Here is a 14,041-nt window from a genome sequence, read left to right as displayed (position 1 = left end):
CCGATCAGCCAGGACTTTCCCATGAGCGACCCCATTCGTCTGACCCAATACAGCCATGGCGCCGGTTGCGGCTGCAAGATTTCGCCGCAGGTGCTGGAAGTCATCCTGGCCGGCAGCGGTGCCCAGCATCTCGATCCCAAACTCTGGGTTGGCAATGCCTCGCGCGATGACGCTGCGGTCTATGCCATCGATGAAGAGCGTGGCGTGGTCTCGACCACCGATTTCTTCATGCCCATCGTCGATGATCCCTTCGACTTCGGCCGCATCGCCGCCACCAATGCCATCAGTGACATCTACGCCATGGGCGGCGATCCGCTCATGGCCATCGCCATCCTCGGCTGGCCGGTCAACGTGCTGCCGCCGGAAGTGGCACGCGAAGTCGTGCGCGGTGGCCGCGCCGCCTGCGACGCGGCCGGCATCCCGCTGGCCGGCGGCCATTCCATCGATGCCCCGGAACCCATCTTCGGCCTGGCCGTGACCGGCGTGGTCGAGAAGCGCCACATGAAGCGCAACGACACCGCCAGTGCCGGCTGCCTGCTCTACCTCACCAAGCCGCTGGGCATCGGCATCCTCACCACCGCAGAAAAGAAGGGCAAGCTGCGCCCCGAAGACGTCGGCACGGCGCGCGACTGGATGTGCCAGCTCAACCAGCCCGGCAGCCGCTTCGGCAAGCTGGCGGGCGTGGCCGCAATGACCGACGTGACCGGCTTCGGCCTGCTGGGCCATCTGGTGGAAATGTGCGAAGGCAGCGGCGTGAGCGCACGCATCCAGCACGCGCTGGTGCCCAGCCTGCCAGGCGTGCCTTACTACCTGGCTGAAGGCTGCGTGCCGGGTGGCACCGGGCGCAATGTCGAGAGCTACGGCAGCAAGATCAGCCCGCTCAGCGAAGCCCAGAAGAACCTGCTGTGCGATCCCCAGACCAGCGGCGGCCTGCTGGTGGCGGTGCGGCCCGAAGCCAATCCGGAATTCCTGGCCACTGCCGCTGCCCTCGGATTGGAACTGGCCCCCATCGGCGAACTGGTGGAACGACAGCGTTACGCGGTCGAGGTGCTCTGATGACCGACCTGCAGCCCAGCCGCGAACTCTTTCTCGCCGATACGCCCATGCTGGATGCCCGGGCGCCGGTGGAGTTCGGCAAGGGTGCCTTTCCGACTGCGGTGAACCTGCCGCTGATGAATGACAGCGAGCGTCATCAGGTCGGCCTGCGCTACAAGGAGCAGGGCCAGCAGTCGGCCATCGAACTGGGTCATCAACTGGTCAGCGGAGCGGTGAAGGACGAACGGATTGCGGCTTGGGCGGCGTTCGCAAAAGCGCATCCGGAAGGCTGCCTGTATTGCTTCCGCGGCGGCCTGCGCTCGCAGATCACGCAGCAGTGGCTGAAGAGCGAAGCCGGCATTGCCTATCCGCGCGTGGCCGGCGGTTACAAGGCGTTGCGCCACTTCCTGATGGAAGCCATCGATCAGGCTTTGGCGGAGTGTTCCTTCGTGGTGGTGGGCGGCATGACCGGCTGCGGCAAGACCGACGTGCTGCTGCAGCTCGACAACGCGCTGGACCTGGAGGCTTGCGCCAATCATCGTGGCTCCAGTTTCGGCAAGCGCGCCAGCCCGCAGCCAGCGCCCATCGATTTCGAACACCGTCTGGCCATTGCCCTCATCAAACTGCAAGCGCAGGGCCATCACTGGTTTGCGCTGGAAGACGAGAGCCGCCTGATCGGTGCCTGCGCCTTGCCGCTGGCCTTGCACCAGCGCATGCAGAGCCTGCCCATGGTGTGGCTGGAAGACAGCAGGGAAGGGCGCGTGGAACGTATCCTGCGCGATTACGTCAGTGGCCTGTGCGAGGAATACGTGGCGCTGGATCCGCGCCACGGGTTTGAACGCTATCGCGCGCATCTGCTTGCTGCATTGGGCAAGCTGGTCAAGCGCCTCGGCGACCAGCGCTACCGCCGCCTGCTGCAGATGATGGAAACGGCGCTGGCGCGCCAGGAACAAGACGGCGTGGTCGACCTGCACCGCGCCTGGATCGATGCCTTGCTGGCGGAATACTACGATCCCATCTATGCCTTCCAGCGGGAGTCCAAGCGCTCCCGCCTGCTGTTCGCAGGGCAGCAGACCGAGGTGGTCGGCTTCCTGCGCCAGTATCGGCCCTGAATTAATTTACAGCAGCACCACCGCCACCAGCCCGCTGACCACGCCGATGAGCATAGTCAGCAGGGTGACGGTCGTGAGTACGCGCGGCGTGAAGGATTTGCGCAGCATCAGCAGCGACGGCAGGCTGATGCTGGGCAGGGTCATCAGCAACGCCACGGCCGGCCCCACGCCCATGCCCAGCGAAAGCATGGATTGCACGATGGGGATCTCGGCGGCCGTCGGAATCACGAAGAGCGTGCCCACTACCGCCAGCGCCACGATCCACAGCAGACTGTTGCCCATGCTGGCATCGACCTGCGGGAACAGCCACACCCGGGCCGCACCCAGCGCCAGCACCACCACGATGTAGACCGGTGCCGTGGTCCAGAACAGTTGCCACAGCTTGCTGCCCCAGCGGACCAGGAAATGACGGCCATCGTCCATCGGTTCATATTCGGCGGCGGCCACCGCATCGAGGGCGGCCTGCGGCAGGGTCTCGGTCTGCGCCACACGTTGCGCGATCAGCGACACACCCACTACCAGCAGCACGCCGGCCACCAGACGCAGCGCGGCAAAATGCCAGCCCAGCACGAAGCCCATGAACACCAGCGTGGCCGGATTGAGCACCGGGTTGGCGATCCAGAAGGCCAGCGCGGCCCCGACCGACACCTGCTGGCGGCGCATGCCCGCCACCACCGGTGCGGCGCAGCAGCTGCACATCATGCCGGGCAGGGCGAACAGGCCGCCACGCAGGGTCGAGCCGAGGCCGGCGCGGCCGAACACCCGCAGCAGCCAGTCGCGCGGCACCAGCACCTGCACCAGCGAACCCAGCAGCACACCCAGCACGGCGGCTTTCCAGATGGCCAGGAAGTAGACCGTGGCATATTCCAGCGCAGCCGACCACGGGGCGGCGGGCGCATTGGCCAGGATGGAGGCGCCAATGCTGTGCTTGTCGGCGGCCACGAAGGATTTCAGGTAGTAGGGCGACCACTTCACATAGTAGAGGCCGATGGCCGCCACCAGGATGAACAGCAGCGGCTTGAGCCAGGCAGAAGAGCTGCGCGAGGCGGAGGATGAGAAGGTCATGGGAAGATCTGGTGGTAAAGAATAGTGGGAGAGCAGGAGAGTGCGCGCATGATACCTGCCGCGCGCCACTTCGTCAGTGCGCCAGAAGGACATGTCAGACAACCGTGTCGCCCCGTGCCAGCGGCCGGAAGTGCAGATTCCTTCACATTCACCGCTTGCGTCCGTTTCGTGTCCTGTTATACTGCGCTTGCTGTTGTATGACGTCTTATAACAATCACCCCAACACACAACAATACGCCAAGAGACACTTCCGGCAAGTCCCGATGCCAGTCCGCCCGCGTTCCTGCGGCGGCGCTTCGGGGCCGGCCAGGCGGAGCGGATGGCGAGAGACCTGGAGAATCCAATTGGCGCAAAGCAACACCCACAGCGGGGCAGCGGCCGGCAAGCCGACCCATATCCGCTACCTGATCCTGTTCCTGCTGTTCGTCGTCACCACCGTCAACTACGCTGACCGCGCCACGCTTTCCATTGCCGGTTCGGCCATGAAGACCGAGCTGTCGCTGGACCCGGTCACCATGGGCTACATCTTCTCGGCCTTCAGCTGGGCCTACGTGCTGGCCCAGCTGCCGGGCGGCTGGCTGCTGGACCGCTTCGGTTCCAAGAAGATCTACATGTGGAGCATTGCCCTGTGGTCTTTCTTCACCTTCCTGCAGGCCGGTGTGACGTGGATGAGCACGGGTGCGGCCGTGATCGCGCTGTTCCTGCTGCGCTTCATGGTGGGCCTGGCCGAAGCGCCGTCCTTCCCGGCCAATGGCCGCATCGTCGCCGCCTGGTTCCCGACCAAGGAACGCGGTACCGCTTCGGCCATCTTCAATTCGGCACAGTATTTCGCGGCCGTGATCTTCACCCCGCTGATGGCCTGGATCGTGCACACCTACAGCTGGCACCATGTCTTCACCGTCATGGGCGTGGTCGGCATCCTGCTGGCCATAATCTGGGGCAAGATCATCTACAGTCCCAAGGACCATCCGCGCATCAACCCGGCTGAACTGGAGCACATCGAATCCGGTGGCGGCCTGGTCGATATGGACAACAAGAAGGTCGCCGCCCCCTCCACCAAGGGCAAAGGCTACATCCGCCAGTTGCTGTCCAACCGCATGCTGCTGGGTGTCTACATCGGCCAGTACTGCATCAACGTGATCACCTATTTCTTCCTGACCTGGTTCCCGGTGTACCTGGTGCAGGAGCGCGGCATGTCCATCCTCAAGGCCGGTTTCGTGGCCTCGATCCCGGCGGTGTGTGGCTTCATTGGCGGCGTGGTCGGCGGCCTGATCTCCGACCGCCTGATCAAGAGCGGCATGTCGGTGACCTGGGCGCGCAAGATCCCCATCGTGGGCGGCATGCTGCTGTCGATGACCATGATCCTGTGCAATTACGTCGATGCACAGTGGATGGTGGTGGGCATCATGGCCCTGGCCTTCTTCGGCAAGGGCGTGGGCGCGCTGGGCTGGGCGGTGGTGGCCGATACCGCGCCCAAGCAGATCGTGGGCCTGTCGGGTGGCCTCTTCAACATGTTCGGCAATGTGGCCGGCATCACGACCCCGATCGTGATCGGCTATATCGTCAAGGAGACCGGTTCCTTCTCCGGTGCGCTGGTCTTCGTGGGCATCAATGCACTGGTGACCGTGATCAGCTATCTTGTCATCGTCAAGGAAATCAAGCGCGTCGAACTCAAGGACGCCTGATCCGTTTTACGGGCGGCCGCTGTTGCAGTGGCCGCCCTTCATTTGAATTGCAGCATTCTGTCGCATGGGACTTAGCATGAGCACCGATACCGCCGCCAGCCAGGCATTCACACCGCGCTACATCATGATGAACGACACCGACAATGTCGCCATCGTCGTCAATGACGGAGGCCTGCCTGCCGGCACCGTCTTCCCCGACGGCCTGACCCTCGTCGACCGCGTGCCCCAGGGCCACAAGATCGCGCTGCGCGATCTTAAGCAGGGCGAGGCCATCGTGCGTTATGACGTGGCCATCGGCTACGCCGTGCGTGACATCCCCAAGGGCAGCTGGATCGAGGAATCGCTGGTGCAGATGCCCCCGGCGCGCGGTCTCGACAATCTGCCCATCGCCACCAAAAAGCCGGCGCCGCAGCCGCCTCTGGAAGGCTATACCTTCGAGGGCTATCGCAACGCTGATGGCTCGGTGGGCACCCGCAACCTGCTGGCCATCACCACCACGGTGCAATGCGTGGCCGGTGTTGTGGAGCATGCGGTCAAGCGCATCCGCGCCGAGCTGCTGCCCAAGTATCCCAATGTGGAAGACGTGGTGGCGCTGGAGCATACCTATGGCTGCGGCGTGGCCATCGATGCGCCCAACGCCGGCATCCCCATCCGTACGCTGCGCAACATCAGCCTGAACCCCAACTTCGGCGGCCAGGCCATGGTGGTGAGCCTGGGCTGCGAAAAGCTGCAGCCCAACCGCCTGCTGCCGGAAAACATGATCCCCATCCACAAGGCCGGCGAGCCCTATGTGGTCTGCCTGCAGGATGCGGAACACGTCGGTTTCAACTCCATGATCGATTCCATCATGAAGATGGCCGAGGCGCGCCTGACCGAACTGGACAAGCGCCGCCGCGAAACCTGCCCGGCCTCGGACCTGGTGGTGGGTGTGCAGTGCGGCGGCAGCGATGCCTTCTCGGGCGTGACGGCCAACCCGGCAGTGGGCTTTGCGACCGACCTGCTGGTGCGCGCAGGCGCCTCGGTGATGTTCTCGGAAGTGACCGAAGTGCGCGACGGCATCGACCAGCTGACCTCGCGCGCGGTCAACGAGGAAGTGGCCCAGGCCATGATCCGCGAGATGGACTGGTACGACAATTATCTGAAGCAGGGCGGTGTCGACCGCAGCGCCAACACCACCCCCGGCAACAAGAAGGGCGGCTTGGCCAACATCGTCGAGAAGGCCATGGGCTCCATCGTCAAGTCCGGCTCCAGCCCGATTTCGGGCGTGCTCTCGCCGGGCGACAAGCTTCAGCAGAAGGGCCTGATCTATGCGGCCACGCCCGCCTCGGACTTCATCTGCGGCACCTTGCAACTGGCGGCCGGCATGAATCTTCATATCTTCACCACGGGCCGGGGTACGCCGTATGGCCTGGCCGCTGTGCCGGTCATCAAGGTCGCGACCCGCAATGACCTGGCGCGGCGCTGGCATGACCTGATGGATGTCAACGCCGGTCGCATCGCCAGCGGCGAGGCCACCATCGAGCAGGTCGGCTGGGAGCTGTTCCAGCTGATGCTGGACGTGGCCAGCGGCAAGAAGCGCACCTGGGCCGAACAGTGGAAGCTGCACAATGCACTGACCCTGTTCAATCCGGCGCCGGTGACCTGATCCTTCCTTGGGGCCCGCTTGCGGGTCCTTTTTTTTGTTCCATCGTGATGACAACAACAAGATGATTCGCCAGGAGACCGCATGAGCAACACCCTTTCTTCACCTTCTTCCCGCTTCGCCACCTTGATTGCCACTTCAGTCCTCAGCCTGGCCGCCGCGCATGCCGGTGCGGCCACTGTCGCCTACGTCTCCAATGCGGACAGCCAGGACATCTACGTGCTCCGGCTCAATGGCGATGGCAGCGTCAACCTGATCGACAAGGTCGATACCGGCAGCACCGTGATGCCGCTGGCGCTGAGCCCGGACCACAAATTCCTCTATGCCGCGTTGCGCGGCCAGCCGTATTCGGTGGTGAGCTATGCCATTGATCCCGCCAGCGGCAAGCTCAAGGCGCTGTCCAAGGTGCCGCTGGCCGACAACATGGCCAACGTCGCCACAGACCGCAGCGGGCGCTACCTGCTGGCCGCGTCCTACTCCGGCAACAGGATCTCGGTCAATGCCATCGGGACGGACGGTACCGTGCAGGCCCCGCCGCTGGCGGTGATCCCGACCGGGAAGAACGCGCATTCCGTGCAGGTTTCTCCTGACAATGCTTTCGTCTTTGCCAGCAACCTGGGCAGCGACGTGATCCTGCAATACCGTTTCGACCCGGCCACCGGCACCGTCACGCCCAACAGTCCGCCGTCGGTCGCCACCAAGGCCGGTGCCGGGCCGCGCCATTTCGTGTTCTCGCCGGACCAGCGCTTCGTCTATTCGACCAATGAGCTGGACGCCACTGTCAACACCTACGCCTACGATCGCCAGTCCGGCACCCTGACCCTGCTGGCCAGCGACTCGGCCTTGCCGGAAGGCTTCAAGACCAGTGAACAGCTGGCGGCCGCCGACCTGCACCTGACGCCGGATGGCCGTTTTCTTTATGCCACCGAGCGCGCCTCCAACACGCTCAGCGCTTATCGCGTGGACCCGGCCAGCGGCAAGCTCACCCGCATCCTCAACATTCCCACCGAAACCCAGCCGCGCGGCTTCAACATCGATCCGCAAGGGCGTTACCTGCTGGCCGTGGGGCAGAAGGCCGGGCTGACCAGCTATGCCATCGACCGCGACAGCGGGGCGCTTACGCCGGTCTTCCGCTACACCCTCGGACGCAATCCGAACTGGGTCGAGATCATCGACTTGCCCGGCGTACGCTGATCCCTGAAGGGTTTTGATTCACCCTCAGAAACCTCAATATGTTGTTTTTCGGGCTTGCCGAATGTCATTTCGGCAAGCTTTTTCACATCTGTGCCCTGCCATATGAATCAGGCTTGATCCAGGACAGCCAGCCCCGGGTGTTGCCGGTGCACAATGCGAAAACGGACATTTGCTGACTGCCCTAACCGGGAATTGGGGGAGTTTTGGTTGGTTTGCCGCCGATATGAAGCGCGACGCGGTGTTGTATCGTCTGCGCCATGTTGTTCATTTCACGTGTTGTATCAATATTAAGCGGAGAGAGGGAATGCGAAATCTGACGGTTCGCTTCAGCCTGATGAGCGCGCTTGCGCTGTTTTCAGTGATGATCGTGGTAGGTGCTGCAGTGGGCATCTTTGCGCTGGGCCGCGCCAACCATGCCACCGTTTTTGTGCATGAGATTGCCGAGCATGTCATCCTCATCAATGATGCGTACAAGGACACCACCCGCACGCGTTCTGCGCAGGGGCGGATTTATTCGGTCCTGATGGAGAAGGGCGAGCCAGCAGTGGTTGACGCCGCCTTCACCAGTGCTGCGCGGACCTATGAGAGCAGCCTCAAGTATCTGGACGAGTTTGCCAAGTTGCCTCTTCTGGAGGGAGAGGATCCCGCCATCAAGACTGAACTGCTTGAATCGGGCAAGGCCTTGAACGAGTTGCTGAAGAAGGCCGGCGATATTCTCAAGACCGGAGATGCTGCGGCCTATTCTCAGCTCAACAACAAATTCATCGCTCCGGCAGGCTCGCGCTTTTCGAAGGCATTGGATACTTTCCAGAAGCGCGCCATCGAGATCAACGACGTGGCCACCGAAGAACGCGAGCGTGAGTACAGCATGGTGGTCTGGATGGTGATCGCAGGCCTGATCGGCGCCATGTTCCTGGTCATCGGCGTGCATTTCCTGCTGCGCAACATCGTCTTGACGCCCCTGAACCGCGCCGTGCATCTGCTGGATCTGGTGGCCAATGGCGACCTGACGACCAAGGTTGACGTCCACAGCAACAACGAGATCGGCCGCCTGTTCTCGGCCATCCGCAGCATGCAGCAGGCACTGCTGACCACGGTCTCGCGCGTACGCAGCAGTTCGGACAGCATCGATACCAATGCCAAGGAAATCGCCGCCGGCAACATGGACCTGTCCTCGCGCACCGAGCAGCAGGCCAGCTCGCTGGAAGAAACCGCGGCCTCCATGGAGCAGCTGACCGGCACCGTCAAGCAGAATGCCGACAATGCCCTGCAAGCCAACCAGCTGGCGCATTCGGCGTCCTCCACCGCCAGCAAGGGCGGGGAAGTGGTATCGCAGGTGGTCGATACCATGCAGGCCATCAATGAATCCTCGCGCAGGATCGTGGACATCATCAGCGTGATCGACGGCATCGCCTTCCAGACCAACATCCTGGCGCTCAACGCCGCGGTGGAAGCCGCCCGTGCCGGTGAGCAGGGGCGCGGCTTTGCCGTGGTGGCTTCGGAAGTGCGCTCGCTGGCCCAGCGTTCAGCCGCCGCCGCCAAGGAGATCAAGTCGCTCATCGATGCCTCGGTGGAGAAGGTCGAAGCCGGCAGCCAGCTGGTGGAACAGGCCGGTGCCACCATGGGTGAAGTCGTCACCAGCGTGCAGCGCGTCACTGACATCGTTGGTGAAATCGCCGAAGCCAGCCGTGAGCAAAGCACCGGCATTGAGCAGGTCAACCGTGCCATCACCCAGATGGATGAAGTGACCCAGCAGAATGCTGCGCTGGTGGAGCAAGCAGCCGCTGCGGCCCAATCGCTGCAGGCACAGGCGACCAATCTGGTCGGCGCGGTCAGCATCTTCAAGATCGATGCGCATCAGGTGGCCAGCCCGGCGGCCAAGCCGCGCCCGGCACCGATGGCACCGCCGCCGGCCCCGGCTGCGCCCGCTGCGCCTGCCTTGAAGCCTGCGCCGCCCGCCCCCGTTGCTGCTGCACCGAAGGCTGCTCCCAAGCTGCCACCTGCCAAGCCGGCCAAGGCCTCGCCGCCTGCGCCGGGCAGCCGCATCAAGGACGATGCACAGGATTGGGAAGAGTTCTGATTATTGGTGCTTCCCTTCACGAAAACCTCCGTCGCTCAGGCCACGGAGGTTTTTTTTCGGCCAGGGCCTGCACTTTCTTTCATATCGCCCAAAAAGGGAGGGGCCGCAGCTGCCTGCGGCCCCTCCCTCGGGTACTGCCGATCAGATCATGCAGTCTTTATTGCGGACCCAGCTTCTTGATCAGTGCAGCCAGTTCTTCGTGCTCTTCCGGCGTGCAGTCGGTCAGGGGCGTACGCACCGGTCCGGCATCGTGGCCGACGATCTTGGCACCGGCCTTGACGATGGAGACGGCATAACCGGCCTTGCGGTTGCGGATGGCGAGGTAGGGCAGGAAGAAGTCATCGATCAGCTTGCCCACGGTGTCGTGGTCTTCCTTGGCGATGGCCTGATAGAACTCGACGGCGGTCTTGGGGATGAAGTTGAAGACCGCCGAGGAATAGACCGGCACGCCCAGCGCCTTGTAGGCGGCGGCGTAGACTTCCGCAGTCGGCAGGCCACCCAGGTAGGTGAAACGGTCACCCAGCTTGCGGCGGATATGCACCATCGGTTCGATCTCGCCGATGCCGTCCTTGAAACCGATCAGGTTGGGGCAGCGGTCAGCCAGGCGTTGCAGGGTCTCGGCATTGAGCTTGCAGACTGCACGGTTGTAGATGATGACGCCGAAGTTGACCGATTTGCAGACCGCTTCCACGTGGGCCGCGATGCCGTCCTGGCTGGCTTCGGTCAGGTAATGGGGCATCAGCAGGATGCCGTGGGCACCCAGGCGCTCGGCTTCCTGGGCGTAGGCGATGGCCGCGCGGGTGGAGCCGCCGGCGCCGGCGATGATGGGCACCTTGCCGCGGCAGGTGTCGACGGCGGTGCGGATGATGTCCGAATATTCACCCGGGACCAGCGAGAAGAACTCACCCGTGCCACCGGCGGCGAACAGCGCGCTCGCGCCATAGGGCGCCAGCCATTCCAGACGTTCGATGTAGGTCTTGGGGCGGAAGTCGCCTTGCTCGTCGAAGTCCGTCAGCGGGAACGACAGCAGGCCGGAAGAGAGGATCTGTTTGAGGTCTTGGGGTGTGTACTGGGACATGGTTTCGCTCGACGCCGTTAGGAATGGGTTGGAAAACGAGGCAAATAGGATGAATGTTGTCTCTGATCTTCTTGTATCCAATTAGGATATCAGTCATCGTACAACATAAGATTTCAGAAAGCCAGTACTTTGTTGTGATGGTTTGCGCAGGGTGGAGGGCGGGATTCCCGGCCGGCCGGGCCGAGGAGATCGTCGGATGGCGGAGGCTTGCTGAAGAGGGGGAGGGAACGGAAGCGGCCGGTCCGTGCAGCACGGGCCGGCCGGACTTGCGCGGGATCAGGCGTTGCCGGCGGTGCCCGATTCAGCTTCCTGCTGCGCGCGGCGCAGGCGCTCGCGGCTGTTGGTGAGGTGATTGCGCATGGCGGCGCGGGCGGCTTCAGCATCGCCGCGGGCGATCGCCTCATAGATGTCTTCGTGCTCGCGCTGTACCCGCTCCAGGTAGCTGGCCTGCTGGTCATGCGCCAGCTCGGCGGTATTGATGCGCTTGCGCGGGATCACGCCCATGCCGAGATGGCTGATGATCTCGATGAAATAGCGGTTGCCGGTGGCGTTGGCGATGGCGAAGTGAAAACGGAAGTCCGGGCCCACGGTGTCGCCGCCGCTTTTCTGGTTGGCGTGGAACAGGTCCAGCGCCTCGCGGATTTCCTGCAGCTGGGCATCGCTGCGGCGCGATGCGGCCAGGCCGGCGGTTTCGGTCTCCAGGCTGATGCGCAGCTCCAGCAGCGCCAGCAGGTCGCGCATGGTGGTGATGGTGGCCGGGTCGATGTTGATGTTGGAACCCTTCTTGACCTCCAGCACGAAGGTGCCGATGCCGTGCCGCGTTTCCACCAGTCCGGCCGCCTGCAGGCGCGAGATGGCTTCACGCACCACGGTGCGCGAGACGCCCTGGGTCTGCATGATCTCGGATTCGGTGGGCAGCTTGTCGCCCGGCTTGAGGCTGCCGTTGGAGATCATTGCGGTCAGCGCCGCCACCACTTCCTGCGACAGGCTCTGGGGCTTGCGGCGCGGGCGCAGCAGCGGGTTGGGGGTATCGCTTACATCCATATCGTTTTATTTCTCGGGAGCGCTGGCAGACCGGATTGTGAATGGTTGTGATCGGTCCGCATCAGGCGGGGTGAACATAGTCGCGCCATCTTACCAGATCGATAAGCCGCTACGACGCCAGGACCAGCCGTAGCCGTGAGAGTAGCGCACTTTGCGCAAGAGGTCAGACAAGTTTCAGGTGAATTTGTCGACGGCTTGCGCCAGGCCGGGTTTTGGCCGATATGAAGGAAAAGGCAGGGTACCTGACAGAATTACTCGGGTTTGCTATACTTGACTCAAATATTCGGGAATTCAGGGTAACCGGCCCCGCCGGTGCATTTGTTTCTGGAGCGAACTTCATGCGTCTTACCACCAAAGGCCGTTTTGCCGTGACTGCGATGATTGACCTGGCTTTGCGCCAGGGCAAGGGCCCCGTCACGCTGTCGGCCATCAGCGAGCGCCAGGAAATTTCTTTATCATATCTGGAGCAGTTGTTCGGCAAGTTGCGGCGTCACCAGATCGTCGAGTCCGTGAGGGGGCCCGGCGGTGGTTACAATCTCGCCCGCAAGGCGGCTGACGTGTCGGTCGCCGACATCATCATCGCGGTGGACGAACCCCTGGATGCAACCCAGTGCGGTGGCAAGGAAAATTGCCACAGCGCGGCGCATCCGGGCGGCGCACGCTGTATGACGCATGAGCTGTGGTCCACCCTGAACGAGAAGATGGTCGAGTACCTGGATTCGGTATCCCTCCAGGACCTGGTGGACCAGCAAAAAGAACCCAAGGCGGCCGAACACCGTGCCGCCGACTCGCAGAGCGTGGTGGTGATGCACCGCCCGCAAGCCGCAGCCTGATTTGGAGCAAGGACCTTATGAACGCACCCCTGGAAAAAAGCCTGCTGGAGACCATCAAGGCTCCGCACTTCCCGATCTACATGGACTACTCGGCGACCACCCCGGTCGATCCGCGCGTGGCCGACAAGATGATTCCCTACCTGCGCGAGCAGTTCGGCAACCCCGCTTCGCGCAGCCACATGTACGGCTGGACTGCTGAAAAGGCCGTGGAAGAGGCGCGTGAAGAAGTGGCCAAGCTGGTCAACGCGGATTCGCGCGAGATCATCTGGACCTCCGGTGCCACCGAGAGCAACAACCTGGCCATCAAGGGCGCGGCGCAGTTCTACAAGTCCAAGGGCAAGCACATCATCACCGTCAAGACCGAGCACAAGGCGGTGCTGGATACCTTCCGCGAGCTGGAACGCGTGGGCTTCGAAGCCACCTACCTGCAGCCCCAGGACAATGGCCTGGTCACGGTCGAGCAGATCGCTGCCGCCGTGCGTCCGGATACCATCCTGGTGTCGGTCATGCTGGTGAACAATGAAATCGGCGTGATCCAGCCGGTGCCGGAAATCGGCGAGTTCTGCCGCTCCAAGGGCATCATCTTCCACAGCGACGCCGCCCAGGCGACCGGCAAGGTCAAGATCGACCTGGAGAACTGGAAGGTCGACCTGATGAGCTTCTCGGCTCACAAGAGCTACGGCCCCAAGGGTATCGGTGCGCTGTATGTGCGCCGCAAGCCGCGCGTGCGCATCGAAGCGCAGATGCACGGCGGTGGCCACGAGCGCGGCCTGCGTTCGGGCACCCTGGCTACCCACCAGATCGTGGGCATGGGTGAAGCCTTCCGCCTGGCGCGTGAAGAAATGGACAGCGAGCTGTCCCGCATCCGCGCGCTGCGCGATCGCCTGGCCAAGGGCCTGCAAGAGATCGAAGAGACCTACATCAACGGCGACATGGATCATCGCGTGCCGCACAACCTGAACGTGAGCTTCAACTACGTGGAAGGTGAATCGCTGATCATGGCCATCAAGGACATCGCCGTTTCGTCCGGTTCGGCCTGCACCTCGGCCAGCCTGGAGCCGTCCTACGTGCTGCGCGCCCTGGGCCGCAGCGACGAACTGGCGCACAGCTCGATCCGCTTCACCATCGGCCGCTTCACCACCGAGGAAGATATCGATTTCACCATCGAGCTGATCAAGAGCAAGGTCGGCAAGCTGCGCGAGCTGTCCCCGCTGTGGGACATGTACAAGGACGGCGTGGACCTGTCCACCATCCAGTGGGCGGCCCACTAAAC

11 protein-coding genes are annotated in these 14,041 nt (G+C 63.1%); 8 read left to right on the top strand and 3 right to left on the bottom strand.

The genetic code is table 11. From position 1 onward, the window contains the following. Window positions 1-21: 21 nt before the first annotated feature. Complete coding sequence (selD, locus tag J2X56_RS07570) at window positions 22-1,056, top strand: selenide, water dikinase SelD (protein ID WP_134222881.1); 1,035 nt, start codon at window positions 22-24, stop codon at window positions 1,054-1,056. Further along, entirely contained in the window at window positions 1,056-2,147 is a 1,092-nt protein-coding gene (gene mnmH, locus J2X56_RS07565) for a tRNA 2-selenouridine(34) synthase MnmH (protein ID WP_310159261.1), read from the top strand. Before selD ends, mnmH begins: the two co-directional genes overlap by 1 nt. A gap of 6 nt (window positions 2,148-2,153) precedes the next feature. Here the strand turns inward: mnmH and J2X56_RS07560 are convergent, their stop codons facing one another. Then, entirely contained in the window at window positions 2,154-3,212 is a 1,059-nt protein-coding gene (locus J2X56_RS07560; protein ID WP_134136114.1) for a permease, read from the bottom strand. A 344-nt stretch (window positions 3,213-3,556) separates the two neighbouring features. Between J2X56_RS07560 and J2X56_RS07555 the strand changes: the two genes are divergently transcribed. From J2X56_RS07555 to J2X56_RS07540, 4 genes are all read left to right on the top strand, one after another. After that, window positions 3,557-4,897, top strand: coding sequence for an MFS transporter (locus J2X56_RS07555; RefSeq protein ID WP_310159259.1), 1,341 nt, complete (start codon window positions 3,557-3,559; stop codon window positions 4,895-4,897). Between the two features lie 76 nt (window positions 4,898-4,973). After that, window positions 4,974-6,542, top strand: a complete 1,569-nt coding sequence (gene garD / locus J2X56_RS07550; RefSeq protein ID WP_121042141.1) for a galactarate dehydratase — start codon at window positions 4,974-4,976, stop codon at window positions 6,540-6,542. A gap of 81 nt (window positions 6,543-6,623) precedes the next feature. Continuing rightward, entirely contained in the window at window positions 6,624-7,733 is a 1,110-nt protein-coding gene (locus tag J2X56_RS07545) for a beta-propeller fold lactonase family protein (protein WP_121042139.1), read from the top strand. Window positions 7,734-8,037: 304 nt separating this feature from the next. Then, on the top strand, window positions 8,038-9,813 hold the full coding sequence (locus J2X56_RS07540) for a methyl-accepting chemotaxis protein (protein ID WP_310159257.1): 1,776 nt from the start codon (window positions 8,038-8,040) through the stop codon (window positions 9,811-9,813). Between the two features lie 157 nt (window positions 9,814-9,970). Here J2X56_RS07540 and kdgD read toward each other — a convergent pair whose 3' ends face one another. Beyond that, on the bottom strand, window positions 9,971-10,891 hold the full coding sequence (gene kdgD / locus J2X56_RS07535; RefSeq protein WP_088757000.1) for a 5-dehydro-4-deoxyglucarate dehydratase: 921 nt from the start codon (window positions 10,889-10,891) through the stop codon (window positions 9,971-9,973). A 276-nt stretch (window positions 10,892-11,167) separates the two neighbouring features. Beyond that, on the bottom strand, window positions 11,168-11,935 hold the full coding sequence (locus J2X56_RS07530; RefSeq protein ID WP_121042135.1) for a FadR/GntR family transcriptional regulator: 768 nt from the start codon (window positions 11,933-11,935) through the stop codon (window positions 11,168-11,170). Between the two features lie 338 nt (window positions 11,936-12,273). Here J2X56_RS07530 and iscR point away from each other — a divergent pair, with 338 nt between their 5' ends. Together iscR and J2X56_RS07520 are read left to right on the top strand one after the other, a co-directional pair. Continuing rightward, window positions 12,274-12,768, top strand: coding sequence for a Fe-S cluster assembly transcriptional regulator IscR (gene iscR, locus J2X56_RS07525; protein WP_034331344.1), 495 nt, complete (start codon window positions 12,274-12,276; stop codon window positions 12,766-12,768). 17 nt (window positions 12,769-12,785) lie between these two features. After that, window positions 12,786-14,039 (top strand): IscS subfamily cysteine desulfurase, encoded by a 1,254-nt coding sequence (locus tag J2X56_RS07520; protein WP_034331343.1) that lies wholly within the window; start codon window positions 12,786-12,788, stop codon window positions 14,037-14,039. Window positions 14,040-14,041: the final 2 nt, after the last annotated feature.

It is taken from the genome of Herbaspirillum sp. 1173 (assembly GCF_031455335.1).
Lineage (GTDB): Bacteria > Pseudomonadota > Gammaproteobacteria > Burkholderiales > Burkholderiaceae_D > Herbaspirillum > Herbaspirillum huttiense.
This window is presented reverse-complemented; position numbering and strand designations above follow the sequence as displayed.

Coding starts and splice junctions, on each gene's coding strand:
- J2X56_RS07520 (WP_034331343.1), top strand. CDS start 12,786: ATGAACGCACCCCTGGAAAAAAGCCTGCTGGAGACCATCAAGGCTCCG.
- kdgD (WP_088757000.1), bottom strand. CDS start 10,891: ATGTCCCAGTACACACCCCAAGACCTCAAACAGATCCTCTCTTCCGGC.
- selD (WP_134222881.1), top strand. CDS start 22: ATGAGCGACCCCATTCGTCTGACCCAATACAGCCATGGCGCCGGTTGC.
- J2X56_RS07540 (WP_310159257.1), top strand. CDS start 8,038: ATGCGAAATCTGACGGTTCGCTTCAGCCTGATGAGCGCGCTTGCGCTG.
- iscR (WP_034331344.1), top strand. CDS start 12,274: ATGCGTCTTACCACCAAAGGCCGTTTTGCCGTGACTGCGATGATTGAC.
- mnmH (WP_310159261.1), top strand. CDS start 1,056: ATGACCGACCTGCAGCCCAGCCGCGAACTCTTTCTCGCCGATACGCCC.
- garD (WP_121042141.1), top strand. CDS start 4,974: ATGAGCACCGATACCGCCGCCAGCCAGGCATTCACACCGCGCTACATC.
- J2X56_RS07545 (WP_121042139.1), top strand. CDS start 6,624: ATGAGCAACACCCTTTCTTCACCTTCTTCCCGCTTCGCCACCTTGATT.
- J2X56_RS07530 (WP_121042135.1), bottom strand. CDS start 11,935: ATGGATGTAAGCGATACCCCCAACCCGCTGCTGCGCCCGCGCCGCAAG.
- J2X56_RS07560 (WP_134136114.1), bottom strand. CDS start 3,212: ATGACCTTCTCATCCTCCGCCTCGCGCAGCTCTTCTGCCTGGCTCAAG.